The organism is Paenibacillus sp. GCM10027627 (assembly GCF_042675505.1).
In the GTDB taxonomy this organism is placed as follows: Bacteria; Bacillota; Bacilli; order Paenibacillales; family Paenibacillaceae; genus Pristimantibacillus.
This window is the reverse complement of record NZ_JBHTHB010000006.1, coordinates 63,630-80,789: the sequence shown is the minus strand read 5'-3', so window position 1 is coordinate 80,789 and position 17,160 is coordinate 63,630. Positions and strand designations below refer to the sequence as shown.

15 protein-coding genes are annotated in these 17,160 nt (G+C 51.6%); 8 read left to right on the top strand and 7 right to left on the bottom strand.

Translation table 11 applies throughout. From position 1 onward, the window contains the following. Positions 1 to 9: 9 nt before the first annotated feature. The 7 genes from ACFQZE_RS19890 to ACFQZE_RS19860 all read left to right on the top strand — a co-directional run bounded on the left by ACFQZE_RS19890 (position 10) and on the right by ACFQZE_RS19860 (position 7,173). Entirely contained in the window at positions 10 to 1,155 is a 1,146-nt protein-coding gene (locus ACFQZE_RS19890) for a winged helix-turn-helix domain-containing protein (RefSeq protein ID WP_379360283.1), read from the top strand. Positions 1,156 to 1,217: 62 nt separating this feature from the next. Beyond that, entirely contained in the window at positions 1,218 to 2,459 is a 1,242-nt protein-coding gene (locus ACFQZE_RS19885; protein WP_379360281.1) for an MFS transporter, read from the top strand. A 235-nt stretch (positions 2,460 to 2,694) separates the two neighbouring features. Beyond that, positions 2,695 to 4,056, top strand: coding sequence for a sensor histidine kinase (locus ACFQZE_RS19880; protein WP_379360279.1), 1,362 nt, complete (start codon positions 2,695 to 2,697; stop codon positions 4,054 to 4,056). A 31-nt stretch (positions 4,057 to 4,087) separates the two neighbouring features. Further along, positions 4,088 to 4,741 (top strand): response regulator transcription factor, encoded by a 654-nt coding sequence (locus ACFQZE_RS19875; protein ID WP_379360277.1) that lies wholly within the window; start codon positions 4,088 to 4,090, stop codon positions 4,739 to 4,741. 36 nt (positions 4,742 to 4,777) lie between these two features. After that, on the top strand, positions 4,778 to 5,398 hold the full coding sequence (locus ACFQZE_RS19870; protein ID WP_379360275.1) for a response regulator transcription factor: 621 nt from the start codon (positions 4,778 to 4,780) through the stop codon (positions 5,396 to 5,398). Positions 5,399 to 5,686: 288 nt separating this feature from the next. Then, complete coding sequence (locus ACFQZE_RS19865; protein ID WP_379360273.1) at positions 5,687 to 6,040, top strand: hypothetical protein; 354 nt, start codon at positions 5,687 to 5,689, stop codon at positions 6,038 to 6,040. A gap of 236 nt (positions 6,041 to 6,276) precedes the next feature. Next, a complete protein-coding gene (locus ACFQZE_RS19860; protein ID WP_379360271.1) occupies positions 6,277 to 7,173 on the top strand; it encodes a PA5033 family protein in 897 nt (298 codons plus the stop codon). A gap of 87 nt (positions 7,174 to 7,260) precedes the next feature. On the opposite strand, the gene ACFQZE_RS19855 is transcribed toward ACFQZE_RS19860, so the two are convergent. The 5 genes from ACFQZE_RS19855 to ACFQZE_RS19835 form a co-directional block, all read right to left on the bottom strand. Further along, positions 7,261 to 8,694 carry a collagen-like triple helix repeat-containing protein gene (locus ACFQZE_RS19855; protein ID WP_483874781.1) on the bottom strand — a complete coding sequence of 478 codons (1,434 nt, stop codon included), beginning with the start codon at positions 8,692 to 8,694 and terminating at the stop codon, positions 7,261 to 7,263. A 50-nt stretch (positions 8,695 to 8,744) separates the two neighbouring features. Then, complete coding sequence (locus ACFQZE_RS19850) at positions 8,745 to 10,184, bottom strand: alpha-helical endospore appendage domain-containing protein (protein ID WP_379360269.1); 1,440 nt, start codon at positions 10,182 to 10,184, stop codon at positions 8,745 to 8,747. A gap of 145 nt (positions 10,185 to 10,329) precedes the next feature. Continuing rightward, the gene (locus ACFQZE_RS19845) at positions 10,330 to 12,549 is read right to left on the bottom strand and encodes a patatin-like phospholipase family protein (protein WP_379360267.1); all 2,220 of its coding nucleotides are present in this window, start codon (positions 12,547 to 12,549) and stop codon (positions 10,330 to 10,332) included. Positions 12,550 to 13,406: 857 nt separating this feature from the next. Further along, a complete protein-coding gene (locus ACFQZE_RS19840; protein ID WP_379360265.1) occupies positions 13,407 to 13,574 on the bottom strand; it encodes a CxxH/CxxC protein in 168 nt (55 codons plus the stop codon). Between the two features lie 231 nt (positions 13,575 to 13,805). Next, positions 13,806 to 15,128, bottom strand: coding sequence for a S1C family serine protease (locus ACFQZE_RS19835; protein WP_379360263.1), 1,323 nt, complete (start codon positions 15,126 to 15,128; stop codon positions 13,806 to 13,808). Positions 15,129 to 15,273: 145 nt separating this feature from the next. Between ACFQZE_RS19835 and ACFQZE_RS19830 the strand changes: the two genes are divergently transcribed. Further along, positions 15,274 to 15,495 carry a hypothetical protein gene (locus tag ACFQZE_RS19830; RefSeq protein WP_379360261.1) on the top strand — a complete coding sequence of 74 codons (222 nt, stop codon included), beginning with the start codon at positions 15,274 to 15,276 and terminating at the stop codon, positions 15,493 to 15,495. Here ACFQZE_RS19830 and ACFQZE_RS19825 read toward each other — a convergent pair. Beyond that, a complete protein-coding gene (locus ACFQZE_RS19825; protein WP_379360259.1) occupies positions 15,464 to 16,270 on the bottom strand; it encodes an MBL fold metallo-hydrolase in 807 nt (268 codons plus the stop codon). The genes ACFQZE_RS19830 and ACFQZE_RS19825 overlap by 32 nt on opposite strands. A 121-nt stretch (positions 16,271 to 16,391) precedes the next feature. After that, complete coding sequence (gene yycI, locus ACFQZE_RS19820; protein ID WP_379360257.1) at positions 16,392 to 17,159, bottom strand: two-component system regulatory protein YycI; 768 nt, start codon at positions 17,157 to 17,159, stop codon at positions 16,392 to 16,394. Position 17,160: the final 1 nt, after the last annotated feature.

Here is a 17,160-nt window from a genome sequence, read left to right as displayed (position 1 = left end):
TCCATGGAGGTGGCCATAATTCATTTTGAGCAGGATACGTATGAGGCCGTTTTTGCCGGGGAGAGCATCGTCTTTTTGCCCAAGGAGTTCGCCTTGCTCCGTTATCTGTTCGAACATGAGGGACGCTCCTTCACGCGCGACGAGCTGCTGGATGCCGTCTGGCCTCTGGAAGCGCCAAGCGACCGGACGGTAGACGACCATATTTACCGCATTCGCAAAAAGCTGGCCGGATGGGCGCATCTGCTTCGCCTTGAGACGATCCGCGGCCAAGGCTACAAGCTGACTCGGCTTTCTCCTGCCCCCAAGCAAAATCCTCTCCTGGAAGATGAGCAATTTGCGGCCGACATCCGGAACATGTATGCCCGGTACCACAGCCTAGGAATGGGGTCGGCCATGAGGCTGCTGGCCGCCAACCGTGACATATTGGGTTTACCCGGCGATCCCTATTACGACGCTTATCTTCATTTTGTCCGCGGCGATGTGGAAGGACTTCTGAAGGCGGAGACGATCGGCGCTTCGCAGAAGGCGGCCTATGCCGTTTTTATTTACGCGACCATTCAATCGGATTATAAAGCTTCATTGCGCTATATAGAGCAGCTGCTCGCCAAAGGGGATTTGCTCGCTTCGGAATGGATGCTCGACCTGCGGCTCAGCGCTATTGTTTTGTACTTGAAGCTAGGGATGCTGGCAAAGGCGGGAGAGGAGATTGAATCGATCAGGCCCGGTATTGAGGGAATCGCCTCGCCCAGCTTTACAGCCGTTTTTTTGCTCAAAGAGATGTACTGGCATTTGCTGAAGGACGAGCTGGATGCCGCTTCGGCAAAGCTTGAGGAATGCGCCAGGCTGCTTGAGGAACATCCCATACAGCGGGAGAGGGGGGCGTATCTGGTTGCCAAGGCTATTCTCCTATACCGGAGGGGCGAAACCCGCTCTGCGAGGCAAATCCTTGACGAAGGAATGGAGACGACGCTGCAAACACAGTTTGTTCCACATCTGCTGACCCATTTGCATACCATTCTTAACTATTTGGACACGTCCGGGTCTGATGAGGCTTATCGGCAAAAATATAAGCGGCAATGGGACATGCTGGCGACAGAACGCCGATTCACTGAGCTGGCTGCCCTAACGGAGCGCTGGCTCCAGCTTCACCTCTGATCATTCTCTGACATTCCCCTGCTACGATGAAATCATCGAGTCTAAGCAGGGGGGTTTTTTGTATGTTAAGGAAAAATCGTTCGTTTGCCAAAATGTTCGCCGCTTACGGCCTGTCCGCCTTTGGCGATTATTTCGACTTTATGGCTATCGCCATTCTGCTTGGCTTTGTTTGGAAAGCGGACGCCATGACGATGGCTCTCGTCCCGCTCTCCTTTGCCATCCCTGGCATTTTGTTCAGCCAAATGGCGGGAATTGCCGCTGACAAATGGAACAAAAGAAATATAATGCTTGCCACTGACTTCATTCGCGCAGTGTTGACCGTTGCACTTATTTTCGCGCCAAATGCTCTAGTTCTGCTCGGACTGATCGCGCTTCGCTCCACCGCTCGCGTCTTCCATTATCCGGCTCAACAGGCAATGACGCGAAATGTTGTCGCGGAGGAGGAGCTGCTGCAAGCGACGTCGCTGAACGGAGCCGTGTTTCAGCTGTCAAAGGTGCTTGGCCCGCTTCTCGGCGCATCGGTCGCTGCCGCTTGGTCTCCATCTATATGCATGGCGGTCAATGCCGCTTGTTTCGTTCTATCGGCATGTTTGCTCTTGTCGGTTCCAGCCGAGCAGGGGCGGCCAGCGACAGTAGAGGACCGCTCGCAGGAAACGATTGGCCTCGCCTCGGCATGGCGGGATGGCTGGCGGATGCTCTGGCATAGCCGGGCTTTGCAGATGAGCATCTGCTTTTGTCTCTTTGGGCTAGCCGGCATTCAAATGATTGACGCCCAAATCGCCATCCTGCTCCGCGAGGCCGCTCCCGGGCGTCCCGAGCTGATCGGCTGGCTCGTCACCGCCATCGGGGCGGGCGGGCTGGCCGCCGTCGCTTGGCTGCGCCGATACCAACAGCTTTCGGCTTACGGCTGGCTGCTCGGAGGAGGCGTCGCGCTTATTGGCCTCATGTTCGCTGCGCTCGGAACCGTCGGAGAACATACTCCTGTTCTGTTGATTCTGCTAGCCTCTTTCATTGGAGGCATCGGTACCGGACTGACTTCTACCGGGATGAACTACATTATGCAGAAGGAAACTCCTCCTGAAGCGATCGGACGGGTGAGCGGCATTTTCGATTCGTTATGCAGCGCTATCTTCATTGTGGCGCCGCTGACCGGCGGGGCTTTCATCAAGCTATGGGGGGCTTCGTCCACCTTTGTTTACGTGGGAGTTGTAATCGGCGTCGTCGGCCTGTCGGGGATCGCCCTGCAAAAATGGTTATGGAGGAAGGAACAGCCCGCTGAGCGTTCACCTTCCGTTTCGGCATAAATTTATAGCTGTACGCTGAAATTTACGGCGACGGAGGCAAGCTGGGCAATTAAAGCTGGCTCTACGGTCGGATCGTCGAGGGCGCAGCTCTTGGGTGCTTGCCGGCCCCCTGTCAACAAAACCGCAGCAAATTCCTTGTAGCCAACAATGGAATTTATTGATAAGCTCAAACTAAATATGGCTTTACTAGATCAATGTGGTAGAAAATCAAAGCAAAAGGCAGGGATTAGCCTATATGTTTACGATTTTCATAGCTCTGACGGTCATTGGATTTATTCTCGTTCTGACCGATGGGAAAAACGAGTCCACAAGGTGGATCGGCTACGTCATTTTTGCGGCTGCTGCGGCCAGTCTCTCGATTTTAATCAACGATACGATCAAGCCCTATTTAGCCGTTCATCATTTGACCCATCCGGCATTTAACACGGTCGTTCACTTCGCCTCCGTTTCCTTGGGGTTTATCGGCCCTACTGCCATTCCCTATTGCTTCTTAATATACGGCCTGTCCTACAGCGGTTTCTTCAAACCCAAAACCGTTCGGCGGTTAAAACCCGTTTTGTTTCTTCCGCTTGTGGTCACTTTTTTGGTGACTCCCATCTATCCGGAATTGCGGTTTGATTATGTATTTTTAAGCTATTGGGTTGCGCCTTATGTGATCGTTTCGTCTGGTCTGCTTATATGGAGCTATATCAAAGAAAAAGACGCCACGAAAAAAAGAAGCCGCCTTCTGGCCGCCATCATTACGATAACCCCTATGCTGATTGCACTCTCCACCAGCATCCTCTTGCGCGCCTTCCATATTGAAGAGGCGTGGAGATTCAATGCCATCGGCACGACATTCGTGTTTGCCTTCTTTTGCATCGTCGTTGCCAAATCGGGCATTCTCGGGGTGAAAATTAATTTTGAAAAGCAGCGTCTCGACAGCGCTATGAAAGCCATCACGTCCGGCACCGGCATTTTGAACCATACGATCAAAAACCAAATTATGAAAATTTCCATCTGCACCGACAATATCCAAATGCAGAGCGGCGGCAACGATAAGGAAACAAACGAAAACCTTGCCATTATTAAAAGTGCCACCGACCACTTACTCGCCATGGTCAGCCGTATCCAAGACCAAATGCAGCATATCGTCCTTCATCAAAAAAAGACGAACCTCGGAGCCCTTCTCGACGGCATAATCAATACGGTGGAGCCTCACTACTTGGAGCTAGCCATCCGTATCCGCAAACGTTACGTCTCCGACGGGCTGGACGTGCTGTGCGACCCCGTTCATATTGAAGAAGTGGTCACCAATATAATAAAAAACGCCGTAGAGGCAATGCCGGGAGGAGGAGAAATCGAAATCTTCGCGGCAAAAAGCAAAAAGCATACTACGCTCACCATTAAAGACAATGGAGCTGGCATTACCGAAACCAACATTCCTTACGTATTCGACCCTTTTTTCACGACAAAAAACAAAAGTTTAAATTTCGGGTTAGGCTTGTCTTACTGCTACAATGTCATGAATTTAAGCGGAGGTTCCCTGGATATTACAAGCGAGCAGGATAGGGGGACAACGGTGCGGCTTCATTTTTCCAACCGTATACCGGCTTAAAGCCGGCAGCCAAGGAGGGAATAGCGGGTCCATGGACAACATCCGAATATTTATAGTCGAAGACGATCTCGATTGGTCCAAAGCTCTCGTTTCTTTTTTGAATAAGCAAGACGCCTTTTTTGTTGCGGGGGTTTCCGCCAGTAAAAACGACGCTTTGCAGCAATTGCAAACCGCCGGGACCGACATTGTGCTGCTTGATCTGAATTTGAGCGCCAACGAGCTCGACGGATTAGAGGTAGCAAAGCAGATATCATTAATATGCGAAGCCAAAATCATTGTCCTTACGGCGATGAGCGAGGAAGGGCTGGCTCTTAAATCATTCGATTCGGGCGCTATCCATTTTGTATCCAAAGCAAACTACAAGGAGCTTCCCGATCTCATCCGATCCGTCCATAATCAAACCTCGCCAATAGAAATATTCCTTCAAGACTATTACCGCCTAAAAAAAGAAGACCAGTTGAAGGAGCTGACGACCTCGGAAAGACAAGTCTACGAGCTAGTCGAGCAAGGTTTTTCTCAATCTCAAATCGTTCATATTTTGCAAAAGGCCAAAAGAACGCTAAAAAACCAAATGAATAGCATTTTCAAAAAACTGAAGGTCAAAAACTCCAAAGAGGCTCTGCAAAAGGTAGGCAATTACGGCCATATTAAAAATAAGGAAGAGAGCCGCACCTCTATAAACTGATTGGGTAGAGGTTTTTGGCTCTAGGAGGTGTTTCTAGTGGAGCCCATACGAGTTTTTTTGGTAGAGGACGATCCCGATTGGCTTAAGCTTGCCGACAAGCTGATCGGCGCGCAGCCGGATATGACAGTGGTTGGGCAGGCCGCTTCAAGAGATGAGGCGATTCGCTCTATTTCCGAGCTTGCGGTCGATGTCATCGTCCTGGATATTCAGTTGTCGCACAACAATTTGGATGGCATCAAGCTAGCTACCGAAATTGGCCAAATCAAGCGAGTCAAAACGATTATGCTGACCTCTATTAGCGAGGAGAATGTCATTCGCGATTCCTTTACGGCTGGAGCGGTCAATTTTATTCCCAAGGAACGGTTCAAAGAAATTCCGCAAGCGATCCGTGCGACCTATACCAACACCTCACCCATTGAAGTGCTTCTGCCCGAATATTCCCGATTGAAGCGGGAGGAGCAATTATCCGTTCTGACGCCCGCCGAGCGGGAAGTTTTTGATCTGATAGAACAGGGCTACACCCAGAACAAAATTGGAGATCGGCTGTTCAAATCGACCTTTACGATCAAGAAGCAGGTGGCCCAAATTTTAAAGAAGCTGCGTGTAGGAAGCTCCAAAGAAGCTCAGTTAAAAGTGAGGAACAATGGGATTCAATAAGAGGGCTACCTTTCCTTTAAAAGACATAGCAACCCCGTGAATAATAGGCAGTGACTGTAAAGCTGACCATTTAAAAATGGATCTTTACGGATCACCGTTAAATATTTACGGGGTTTTTGAATTGTTTAAAACGCAGGTACTATGAAATTTACTACTTATGAAGTTGCTAAATCACCGTTACAATTTAGTTAGGTTTAGCGCTGAGCTTACAGTAATACAACCTCGAAGGAGGGGATAAAAGCTGTAACAAAAATAGGATTTTACTATTCAATGGAGGGTTGATCCGTAATGAAAAAAGTATTGTCTTTGGTAATGGCACTCGTGCTTGTCATGTCATTCGTGCTTACGGTTTCTGCTTCTGCGGCCCCAGCGTATCAGTATCCGAACGGCTATACGCTTACCGGGGGAGGAAACTTAACCGTCACCGGAACATCATTCCGAGCGGCTTACCCTGGTGACAACGATGTCCTATTGTATCGCCACACCAGTCAAGGAGTTCAGCTTTACAATGCCGCAAGCTACCTCAACACGGGTGGCGGAACGTTCAGCCACACCTATACCGGGTTGCCTCAGGGCACCTATTATCTGTTCTTCCCCGGTCAACCGTGGAGAATTTCGAATGTACAATTTCAATTTCATTGATTGAAAAATAGACCGACATTGGGTTGCAGAAACTGACCAACCTGTACAAGCTTTCTTCGGTGATTCGCATTACTAGAGTTACTGCGCCATGAAAGGGCCGTCTCTTTCGGGTCATCCCCTGGCCAAAGAGACGGCTTCCCTTTTTGGCCGTTAACAGAGAGAGGATTTAACGCTCAGGCTGTACTTGGGCTATGCGCACATAAATCCGCCATACTACATTTTTTAGGAGTGATCTGATGAAAAAGAAAAAGATTTTCGCTAAATTGGCCCTATCGGCCTTGCTTGCCGTATCGGCCATCCCCGTTTCCTTCGCCTCGGCAGCTACGGGCTATTATTTGGGCTCGTGGGATTTGAAAGGAACGGGACAGCAGCAAAGCGTATACAATCAGCTATCTCAAATAGCTGTCGTGGAGCCATCAGGCACGTCTCGCACTTATTCCATCGGCAATACTTCCTGGGCGCTGCTTGGGGTTGAAGATTTGGACGGCGAGCCGGGAGCGGAAATTATCCTTAACGTTGTGAAGCCGGGAACGATTGGAGGCAGTGTCGTCTACATCATTTCGCACCGCACCGGACAAGTGAGGTCCTATGATCCGGGCGGATCTTGGGCTGTACTCAAAACAACCGATACGGACGGCGAGCCTGGGAAAGAAATTGTACTTAAGGTCATTCCAAGAAGCTTCGGCGTTGAGGAAATTAAAATCATCAACCAAAGAAGACAAGAAGTTAAACGCTATGCTTTCAACGAGTCCATTGCACCGCTTGGATTTGCCGACACAGATGGACAGCCCGGCGAAGAGGTCATTATTAACCGCGCCGGCAACGCTGTCGTTTTTATCCGCGACAGAACGACTAACTTAACTGTTTCTACGCTAAGAACGACAAATTGGAACGTTCTCGGCATTTCCGATACGGACGGAAAACCGGGTCAAGAAGTCGTTCTGAATACAGGCCAGCATGTGTACACCATAAGAGACGCAAGCCGCACCGCGGGCAACCATGCGATTGGTACCTATTGGACTTTCCGCGGTTTCGCCAATATGGACGGAAGACCGGGCAATGAAATTCAGGTTCTGGTAAATGGCGTTTTGAAAATTGTATACGACAATACTGACTCCTCTGTTATTCGCTAACACTTGTCCCCCAAGTGGAATGACCAATTTAAAATAAGGATAGGGCGCCGTTTGCGCAGAACGGCTGCCCTATCCTTTTTTCCACCATTAAATTACTCGAACAACGGAAACGCTTGTGCCGCTGAAGGTGACGGTCTGGCCGCTCACATTTGTGACATTCAGCACGCTGGGATTAGGCGCCGCAGGCGTATTGAATACCGCTTGCGAATTAATGGTCTGTACGCCCGTTAAGTTCTGGAAAGAAACTTGCGTGCCCGGCACAAGTCCTCCGTTTAAAGTGAATTGAATAGTCAGGGTCGTAACAGTTTCCGAACTTTGAATTTGCGTTTCGTAGAAGGCTAAATACGTTTGGCTTGGAGCAAGATTAATGTTGGCCGAGCCGGGCGTATGCGTAATGGAGGTGCCGTTCAGCGCATCGTTGCTGGCAAGACTGAGCGCAGTATTGTTAGGCACCGTCTGCGCAGCTTCGTTGGAGAATTGGCCGTTGTTTGAAGTAATTTGGAAGCCAGTCGTCCCCGTCGCACCTGTAGCTCCCGTATCTCCAGTTGCTCCAGTATCTCCTGTCGCCCCTGCGGCACCCGCATCTCCGACTGCGCCGGGATCGCCTACAGCACCTGTGACTCCGGTCGCTCCCGTCTCTCCCGTTGCCCCAGTAATGCCCGTTGCCCCTGTAATTCCCGTCGCTCCAGTTACCCCATCCGCCCCGGTCGCTCCCGTCGCTCCGGTTGCTCCTGTATCCCCTATGCTCCCGACAGCTCCCGCTGCTCCAGTTGGGCCTGTTGCTCCCGTTGCTCCTGTCTCTCCCGTTCCACCCGTTTCACCAGTCGCTCCAATGGAACCTACTGCACCGGCAGCACCTGTAACACCATCAGCACCTGTGGCTCCCGTTGGCCCATTCAGACCCGTGGATCCCGTTGCTCCCGTATTGCCTGTTGCACCAGCAACACCTGTGGGACCCGTTGCCCCTGTAACTCCAGTTGCTCCTGTAGCACCCGTTGCACCGGTACTGCCTATTGCCCCGGCAGCCCCCGCAGCTCCCACCGCTCCTACAGTACCTGCCGTTCCGGTTGGACCGGTGAGACCAGATGCGCCGGTAGCTCCGGTTCCCCCTGTAGCCCCGGTGGCGCCCGTTGCTCCCGTTGCCCCGGAATTTCCAGTCGGGCCCGTCGCTCCCGTTACTCCCACGCTTGGGCCAGTAGGCCCTGTTGGACCAGTCGGACCCAAAATTGTAGGAGCCGCCAAAATACCTTCAAGCTTGCAGAGCAAAGCCATTTCCGTCTGAACCACTTTTTGCATAGTGGCAATAACGCTGTCGTCGACACTGAGTAAATCGCTTATTGTAGCAATTGTCGTTAAGCCTGGCAGCGTTCCAACCGTATATTGCACCATTTCCGCTTGCGTATTAATAATATGACCGAGCCCCAGCTCTTCAATGGCGACGGAGGCGAGCAGCAAGCTTATCGCTTCGTCGCGAGTAATCGTAATTTGCGGCGTTATATTTGGAATATTCGCTTGAGACAAAGACTTTCACCACCTTTCTTTTCGAAAATAAACCAGCCATTTGCAGCCGCCTAGCCGATTTGGACAATCGACACATTGGCGCCGTTAAACGTAACGTTGTTGCCGCTCACATTCACCAATTGCAGCACGCTCGGATTAGGAGCCGCCGGTGTATTGAACACCGCTTGGGAGCTTAACGTTTGCGTCCCCGTCAGGTTCGTGAATACGGCATCCGTGCCCGGAATCATCGTACCGTTTAAATTAAATTGTATGGTTGCGGACGGGATGGTCTCCGCATTTAAAATTTGTGTTTCATAAATGGCCAGATACGTAGAATTTGGAGCCAAATTAATATTGGCCGATCCTGGCGTATGCGTAATGGAAGTCCCGTTTAAAAAGGCATTTGTTGCAAAAGTAAGGGCCGAATTGTTGCCGACCGTCACTGCGCCGGCATTAACAATCTGAGCATTGCTCGTCGTGAGATCACTTGTCGCTCCCGTTGCACCGGTAGCGCCGGTTGCCCCGGTAGCACCTGTTGCTCCTGTCGCCCCAGTAGCGCCTGTGGCACCTGTTGGGCCGGTCACTCCCGTTGCTCCCGTTGCTCCTGTTGCTCCGGTCACACCTGTCGGACCTGTTGCTCCTGTTGCTCCTGTTTCCCCGGTAGCACCTGTTGCCCCCGTCTCGCCAGTCGCTCCTGTAGCTCCCGTCGCTCCTGTCACACCTGTCGGACCTGTTGCTCCCGTTGCCCCTGTCGCCCCTGTGGCTCCCGGATCGCCTGTGGCCCCTGTTGCTCCCGTGACGCCTGTCGGACCTGTCGCTCCCGTCGCCCCTGTGGTTCCGGTTGCACCCGTCGCCCCCGCGATCCCTGTCGCTCCCGTCGCTCCAGTCGCTCCGGTGACTCCTGTTACACCTGTGGCTCCCGTTGCTCCGGTCGGGCCCGTGGCCCCGGTTGCCCCTGTCGCTCCGGCCAATCCCGCTGCTCCAGTCGCTCCTGTCGGACCTGTCGGACCTGTCGGGCCTGTTGCTCCGGTCGCGCCTGTTGCCCCGGTTGCCCCTGTCGCTCCGGTAATGCCGGTAGCGCCTGTGGCTCCCGTCGCCCCGGTCGGGCCCGTAACTCCTGTTGCGCCTGTGGCCCCGGTTGCACCAGTGGGGCCTGTCGGACCTGTCGGACCTCCCGAAGGTCCTGTTGGCCCGGTCGGCCCGGTCGGACCTTGCAGCTCGTCAGCAGCCAGCACCGCATTTAATTTTGTGCTTAATAAAAGCTCCTTATTGACGACGGCCTGCAACGCGTTTTGTACACTCTTATTTACATTCAGCAAATCGCTAATTGAAGCGGGAGTAGAGAGCCCCGGCAAAGTGCCGACCGCATATTGCAGCTTCTCGGCCTCTGAATTGATAATGTGTCCGAGTCCCAGTTCTTCGATCGCTATAGACGCCAGTATTAAATTGATAGCATCATCCCGGCTAAGCGTTACTGTTGGCGTAATGTTGGGTATGTTCGCTTGCGACAATTCAATCACCACCATCTTGTCAGTTTGTCCATTATATTCTCATGAAAATAGATTGGTTCTGTTCACAAAACCCAAATTCTATTAAACTTTCACCTATTAAAATCGCCGCCCGCCACGCAACGCGCAGCAGACGGCGATTTCGCCATTATTTTATAGACCAGACCGCTCTGCCATCCGGGCGATAAATGACCACATTTCCATCGTCTTGCAACACCAAGCGGCTTCCGGGATGCTGCCACGTATTGGAAGACCATCGTACCCGGCTTCCCTCGTCGTAAATAACCAAGTTCCCGTCCCCTTGCAGCACGCATACTCCGGCAGGCGCCCCCGTACCCGTAGCCCAAACCGCGCTTCTTTGAGTAACCGTTTGCGGCGGATAAGTGATGTTGCATGCGCTCAAAGCCTGTTTACGCTCCGTCACCAAACTGTTCAATTCGCGAATTTCCGCGAGCAGCTCTGCCTTTTCTCTTGGGGCCGCCAACTTCAACTGCGCTTGCAACGTAGCTATATTATTTTGCAGCCCCGCAATCTCATCGGAAATGGCGCGGCATTGCGCCGCAGGCGCCCCTTGCGTCTTGGTGATTTTGTACAAAACGAGATTGCCGTCCCCTTGGAATACAAAAGAATATTGTCCGTTCGGAGAGTGAATCCCTTTTTCAAAGGCCAAAATTTCGCCTGGTTGCATGTCGCCCCCCTCTGCCGCCGGGCCTGTTGGAAGCCATAACCTGCGATCCGTAGTCCAAGGATGCCTCTCCCAACTCAACCACCAGCTATCCGCCTCTGATGGTACCAGACCGCCCTTTTGCTTCCGTTCTTGCACGAGATCCCGCAACGTATTTTTTAGAGCCCGAACTTCTCGCATAGCCTGCAGGCTCGCTTCGATTCGCGGCGCCGGATGGATCGGTCTTCCGCTGCTGTCATAGTTCAGCTGATAGCCGTTCGCCGCATATTCCAGCTTCCAAATGGCGTGGCGCGTCTCGTAAATTAAAATCGTATTCCGGTCTCGCGAATATTGCTCAGCCAGCTCCCGATAGCCTGCCGGATTGCTTTGTTTCGCTTGATAAGTGTCATCAGCTCTCATATAGCCATGGGCCATACGAATATCGATCAGTCCGGGATCAATGGTCATAATGTCGTGTATATCGTTGTCAGGCTGAATAATCGTAACTTTGACATTTGCCCCCCAGCCGTTATGCGGCTCCACCTCGTTCAGCACCGTTTCGTTGGACATAATATCGCTCGTTGCACGATTGACAACATCGCCTACATTGGCCACTCCTTGATCAAATGAAGGCAGCAAATGACCGCCAAGCGCGCTGCGTGCCGGGTCCATTTTGCTGTCGGAAGCAAGCACAGCGAAAATTTCAGTCGCACCGGCTTCAATAGCCGCCTGAATCGGAACAATTTCACGCACACCGCCATCTACATAATTTTCTCCCCCCAGCTTAACTGGAGGAAACGCAAGCGGAATGGAAGCGGATGCCAGCGTGCCTTGAACCATGCTGACAGTTAAAGGAGTCGTCTGAGGCGGGTAAGAAATGTTGCAGCTGGTAAGCAGTCCTTTTTGATGGGAAATTTGCTTGTTCAGATCGCGAATTTGAGCGACGAGTGCCGCTTTGTCGCCGGTCGCCGCATGACGCAGCTCCTCCTGCAAATTGTTTCTGAACAGTTCTAGATTTTTAATCGTTGCGGCAATGGAACTGCACTGCGGGGCTAGCGAGGGGCTAGATTGGGTAAAGCTCGCACTTCCCCTCTCCAGCAGCTTCCCCGCTTCCGTCATATACCGCAATTGGCCGCTTTCGAGAGCGACGACGCCTAACCGCAGCTTAATATTGCTCTGTCTCACTTTGTTCAAATCCAGCTTTGCAGGATCGTTTAATTTAGCTTGAATCGGCCCTAAATTGTAGATAGAACGCGATTGTGCGTTAACTACCTTGCCAAGCTCGCGTTTAAGCTCTTCAATATCGTCTACCACCTGAGCGATGTCATATGCGACCCATGCCCAGCCGATCGGACCGAGCCCCAGCTTCGCCACCTCAACTCCAACCGTTCCAATTTGCTTCAAAGCAGACTGCTTTAGAAATTTAACAATCTCCGAATTTTGAACGTTGACAAGCCAGTCCTCCTCCTTCCACATATCGGCGCTTGTTTGCAGTTCCCGCCAAATCCCCGTCAGTCCCTTGAGTCCCCGAGTGGGGTCGTTCCCATCGCCTTCTCCCTCCGCCAGCTTAATCGCATTAATAGCCCCTACAGACGTACCCGCAATAACCGTTGGTTTAATGTTCCGCTCGTAAAGGTAACGTACCGCTCCTACCTGAAAATCGCCGCGCGCTCCACCGCCGCTTAGCACCAATCCTGTTGTCATTTCAATAGCCTCCTTATTTTTTGAAAATTTCCCATATGGAAGATCAAGTAAATTGTAAAATGAATGCAGCTTTTCAAATAGTTACATTCCGTCATCGTTTTTGTCATGGCTGTCATGAGCGTCTAAGGCGGAGAATGGGCATGGAAAAAAGGGGAGGCCCGTTTGGGACATTTAGTTGTGCCAGAAACCACTGGAGCTCGCGCGGAGCCCCTTTTTGGATATTTAGTTGTGCCAGAAACCACTAGAACTCTCGCGGAGCCCCGTTTGGGGCATGTAGTTGTGCCAGAAACCACTAGAACTCTCGCGGAGCCCCGTTTGGGACATTTAGTTGTGCCAGAAACCACTGGAGCTAGCGCGGAGCCCCTTTTTGGACATTTAGTTGTGCCAGAAACCACTAGAGCTCGCGCGGAGCCCCGTTTGGGACATTTAGTTGTGCCAGAAACCACTAGAGCTCGCGCGGAGCCCCGTTTGGGACATTTAGTTGTGCCAGAAACCACTAGAACTCGCGCGGAGACTCCTTTTGGATATTTGGTCGCGTAAGTAAGCTTTGAGATCAGCGGCTTTCGCTTGCTAACCAACTGCCTAAGAAGATACCTATAGGCCAACAAGGAGAAATGGTGCCGCAGGGATAGTTGATCTGAAAACTGATCTATGGCCCGCAAGATAGGCACTTTAAAAAAACCGCCCTCTTGCGGGCTTTTATGTTTTAAACATGCGAGCAATCTCATCAACGAAGCACACCTACTTATGGGACAGCCCCTCTCAGTCAGCGTTCGACCGCACCTTCTTTATACGAAAAAAGACCTCATCCCCCGGCAAACCGGGAAATAAGGCCTTCTTTTATCGAAATGATAAGCTTATACAACCAAAAACGCCGCCGCTTCATCGCAGAAATCGCATTTCCGTGGCGGGTCCCAATCGGCAAACTGCGTTTCCTTCAAATCGACAATATCCGGCGCATCCTCGTATTCGTCTACGAAACGTTCAAGCGCATATTCAATACACGGTTTACATACACAATACATACTGATTCGCTTCCTATTCTTTGAGGGTATAAAAGCTTTTCGACTACCTCCAGAATAGCAGAACTTGTCCGCTTCTGTGAAGCATACATTCATTCCGTTTTTCACTATTATTTCCTGAAAACGCCGACGGCACCCTTCCTATCGGGCTGAAATTTAAAAAAACCGGAAGCATTCGCCTTTATAGCGCCGCTCCCGGTCTTCCCGTTCATAAGGGATGAATCCCGATGGTGGTTATTCCTTTTTGCTTTCGGCAAGCTTTACAGTTACCGTCTTCTCTTCGCCTCCCCGGAAAAACGTCACTTTAATGTCGTCCCCGGCTTTCTTTTCCGTATACAAATATTTACGAAGCTCTTTTGTGCTGCCGATTTTCCGGTCGTCCAGCTTCACAATGACGTCGTTGAATTTCAGCCCCGCTTCACCCGAAGGGCCAGTCGCCTCAAGCACAATGACGCCGGACAACACCTCATCCGGAAGCTGAATGTCTTCCGCCTTCTCTTCATCCACGCTTCCATCCGGTGAGCCCTCTTGCTCCGTCTGGCTTTCCTCGTAAATGCGTCCTATGTCCTGCTGCTCCCAATACTGCTCCAAATCCATCGTATATACGCCAAGATACGGACGGGGAACATACCCTTTGCTGATCAGCATATCAATAATCGGCATCGCATTGTTGATAGGAATCGCATAACCGATGCTTTCCACGCCAAAATCGGCGATTTTCATGCTATTTATACCGACAACGCGCCCTTTCAAATCGATGAGCGGACCGCCGCTGTTGCCTTCGTTGATAGCCGCATCGACCCGAATCACTTCCTGCTCCCAGTCAATGACGCCGTTCTGGTTCAGCGATACCGGAATCACTTCTTTGATGACACTGACGATGCCCATCGTAATGGATTCGCCCATTCCTAACGGGTTGCCGATCGCCATTACAAATTCCGCAGCGCGCAGCAGCGAAGAATCGCCGATCTCCGCTACCGTATCGATTCCTTTGCCATCGATTTCGAGAACGGCTAAATCCGTAATTTGGTCGAGGCCGATCACTTTCGCTTCCCGCACTTCGCCAGTCGTCAATACGGTTTTCACTTTCTCCGCACCGTCAACAACATGGTAGTTGGTAACAATAAACGCCTTGCCGGCCTTCTTTTCAATAATGACGCCCGAACCGACGCCCGCTTCCTTCAGCTCGCCCGAGCCCTCTTCGCCGCCCTCCAGCAATCCGCCGAGACCAAGCTCCACTCGCTGCTCGTTGATAATACTCACGACGGCCGGCTTTACCTTCGCTGTTGCAATGATCGAGCGCTCAGAAGGATCGCCTCCCGCAGTGCTGCCCCCCAGAGCGCCTCCGCCAGACCCGCCGTCCCCGAAGCCGCCAAAAAAGACGCCGAATAGAAGCGCGGCCGCTACGGCGCTTATAAAGGAGGAAATAAACGCAACACGAAGATTGGACCATTTCCTCTCTCCGCCAAACGGAATACGCTTATCCTCCTGCCTGCCTCCGCGGGCCGTTCGTCTGGATACCTTCGTCGAATAGAAATCGTCGTCGAATATGCTCATTTTGAATCGCTCCTCTCCTTGCTCCGGGGACCTTATTACGATCAATTTTAGTAATCTAGGAATGTTTTCGGAAGAATGGACTAAAATAATAATAGATTAAAAGCTGCATGATATTCATTTTGGGGCAAAAAAGGAGCGATTGCATATGAAAACCGCACGAACGTCCGCTTGGGAGCACGTACAGCTGGCCGCCAAGCTGGCCGATTTGAAGGAAGAGCATTACCGCACAGTCCTTACATTGAGCGCTATGCTAGAGCTTTTCATAGAGAAGGGCTTATTATCCAGAGAAGAACTAGAAGCCAAATCGCTAGCTATCGACGAACAGCTCGAATCTCTTATTTCCGCTTCACTTCATCCCATGCCGTAGGCTTGTCGTGGAATGTTCTGCGCAGCGGGAATTCCTCTTGCTTATAAAATATTCCGTGATTCTCCAATATAGAATTGACCGTTAGCATAGCCAAATCCATTTGGTTATGGTCTAAGCTCAGATGGGCCAAATAGACCCGTTTCGTACGGTCCGTCATTAGCTCGATCAGCGCTTCGCCTGCCGCCACGTTGGATAAATGACCGATATCGCTCAAAATGCGGCGCTTAATGTTCCATGGATAACGCCCCATTCGAAGCATCTCCGTATCGTGGTTCGACTCCAGCACAAGCACATCGGAATCGATAATTTGCCGCTTCACCTTTTCACTTACATAACCGAGATCGGTCGCGAGACTCAGCTTTTCGCCATGCTCCTCGAAGCAATAACCGACCGGCTCCGCCGCATCGTGAGAAATCGGGTACGACTGCACCCGCATCGGGCCGAAATCAAGCGCCTCTCCCGTTTCCATAATGACTCTTTTCTCCGCATCGATCACTCCGACATGACGCTCCATTGCCGCCCATGTCGCCCCGTTGGCATAGATGGGAATATCGTATTTGCGCGCAAAGGCGCCTAGTCCTTTAATATGATCGGAATGCTCATGCGTGACGAACAAAGCGTCCAGCTCATGTCCGGCCACTCCTCTCTCCCGCATCAGCTCTTCTAATTTCTTTGCGCTAAGGCCCGCATCCACCATAACCGTTTTTTCAGCGCCTTGCACAACCGTCGCGTTGCCGGTGGAGCCGCTTGCCAATACCGTAAATCGAAGTCCCAAAACGTCCAGTCCTCTCCCGCTTGCCTCACAATCTAGCTTTCATTTGTTCTCCTACCATTGTAACCTTGTTCCGTCAAAAATGCCGCTGTTGTTTTCTGGTTTCCCGCCAAAAAACATCCCCTTATTTGGCAGATTCCCCATCTTCTTTGCCGCTGTCGTCCTCTTCACCATCGGCCGCCACTTCGCCGCTGATAGCATGAATGTAATACACTTTTCCGTCCTCCAGCATCACTCGCCAGGAAGGGGCGGAAACTTGTTTTTCGGAATCGAAAATTTGCCCGTGGTAGCCAAGCTGAATATCGGTAATGACGGAGCCTTCCTCGAGATACGTTTCGATGAGGGAAGCCACCACTTTTACGGCCGGAATGACCTGCTTCGCTTCGCCCATTCCGATTTCCTCTACGCGGTCCTGCCGGTAGCCCGTTATTTTCAAATTGCTGTTGTAGTAAAACTCCAGCTTCACATTAAACATGGGACGCCCATCCACAATCCGGTGAAGTACATTTACACCTGTCGGGCTGCTGTGCGAATCATACACATATTTCTCAATATCCGGGATTTGATCGTCCAAGGCGCTGGCCAGCTCCGGAGTGGAAAATGCGAGCGAGCTGTCAATTGGCTCCTTCAGCGTCTTAGGCTCAGTCCCCTTCTGGCTGTCGGAATGAAGGAGATAGGTCAGATCGCTAAGCCTCGGCGTATCCGGCGGCAAATTAGCCGCCAGCGTAATCCGCTTCTGCTCCATAAGCTGCAGCTTGTCCGGCGGCAGCTCCGCTGAATTGGCGTTGGCGTTCAACTGCTCGCTAATATCTCTCCAAAGCTGGTACCCCAGCAAAATATTGAGCAGCAAAAAAGAAATAATAAGCACGCTTTTGGCTCTGCTCCAATCCATA

Coding starts and splice junctions, on each gene's coding strand:
- ACFQZE_RS19885 (WP_379360281.1), top strand. CDS start 1,218: ATGTTAAGGAAAAATCGTTCGTTTGCCAAAATGTTCGCCGCTTACGGC.
- ACFQZE_RS19880 (WP_379360279.1), top strand. CDS start 2,695: ATGTTTACGATTTTCATAGCTCTGACGGTCATTGGATTTATTCTCGTT.
- ACFQZE_RS19875 (WP_379360277.1), top strand. CDS start 4,088: ATGGACAACATCCGAATATTTATAGTCGAAGACGATCTCGATTGGTCC.
- ACFQZE_RS19865 (WP_379360273.1), top strand. CDS start 5,687: ATGAAAAAAGTATTGTCTTTGGTAATGGCACTCGTGCTTGTCATGTCA.
- ACFQZE_RS19860 (WP_379360271.1), top strand. CDS start 6,277: ATGAAAAAGAAAAAGATTTTCGCTAAATTGGCCCTATCGGCCTTGCTT.
- ACFQZE_RS19845 (WP_379360267.1), bottom strand. CDS start 12,549: ATGACAACAGGATTGGTGCTAAGCGGCGGTGGAGCGCGCGGCGATTTT.
- ACFQZE_RS19840 (WP_379360265.1), bottom strand. CDS start 13,574: ATGTATTGTGTATGTAAACCGTGTATTGAATATGCGCTTGAACGTTTC.
- ACFQZE_RS19835 (WP_379360263.1), bottom strand. CDS start 15,128: ATGAGCATATTCGACGACGATTTCTATTCGACGAAGGTATCCAGACGA.
- ACFQZE_RS19830 (WP_379360261.1), top strand. CDS start 15,274: ATGAAAACCGCACGAACGTCCGCTTGGGAGCACGTACAGCTGGCCGCC.
- yycI (WP_379360257.1), bottom strand. CDS start 17,159: ATGGATTGGAGCAGAGCCAAAAGCGTGCTTATTATTTCTTTTTTGCTG.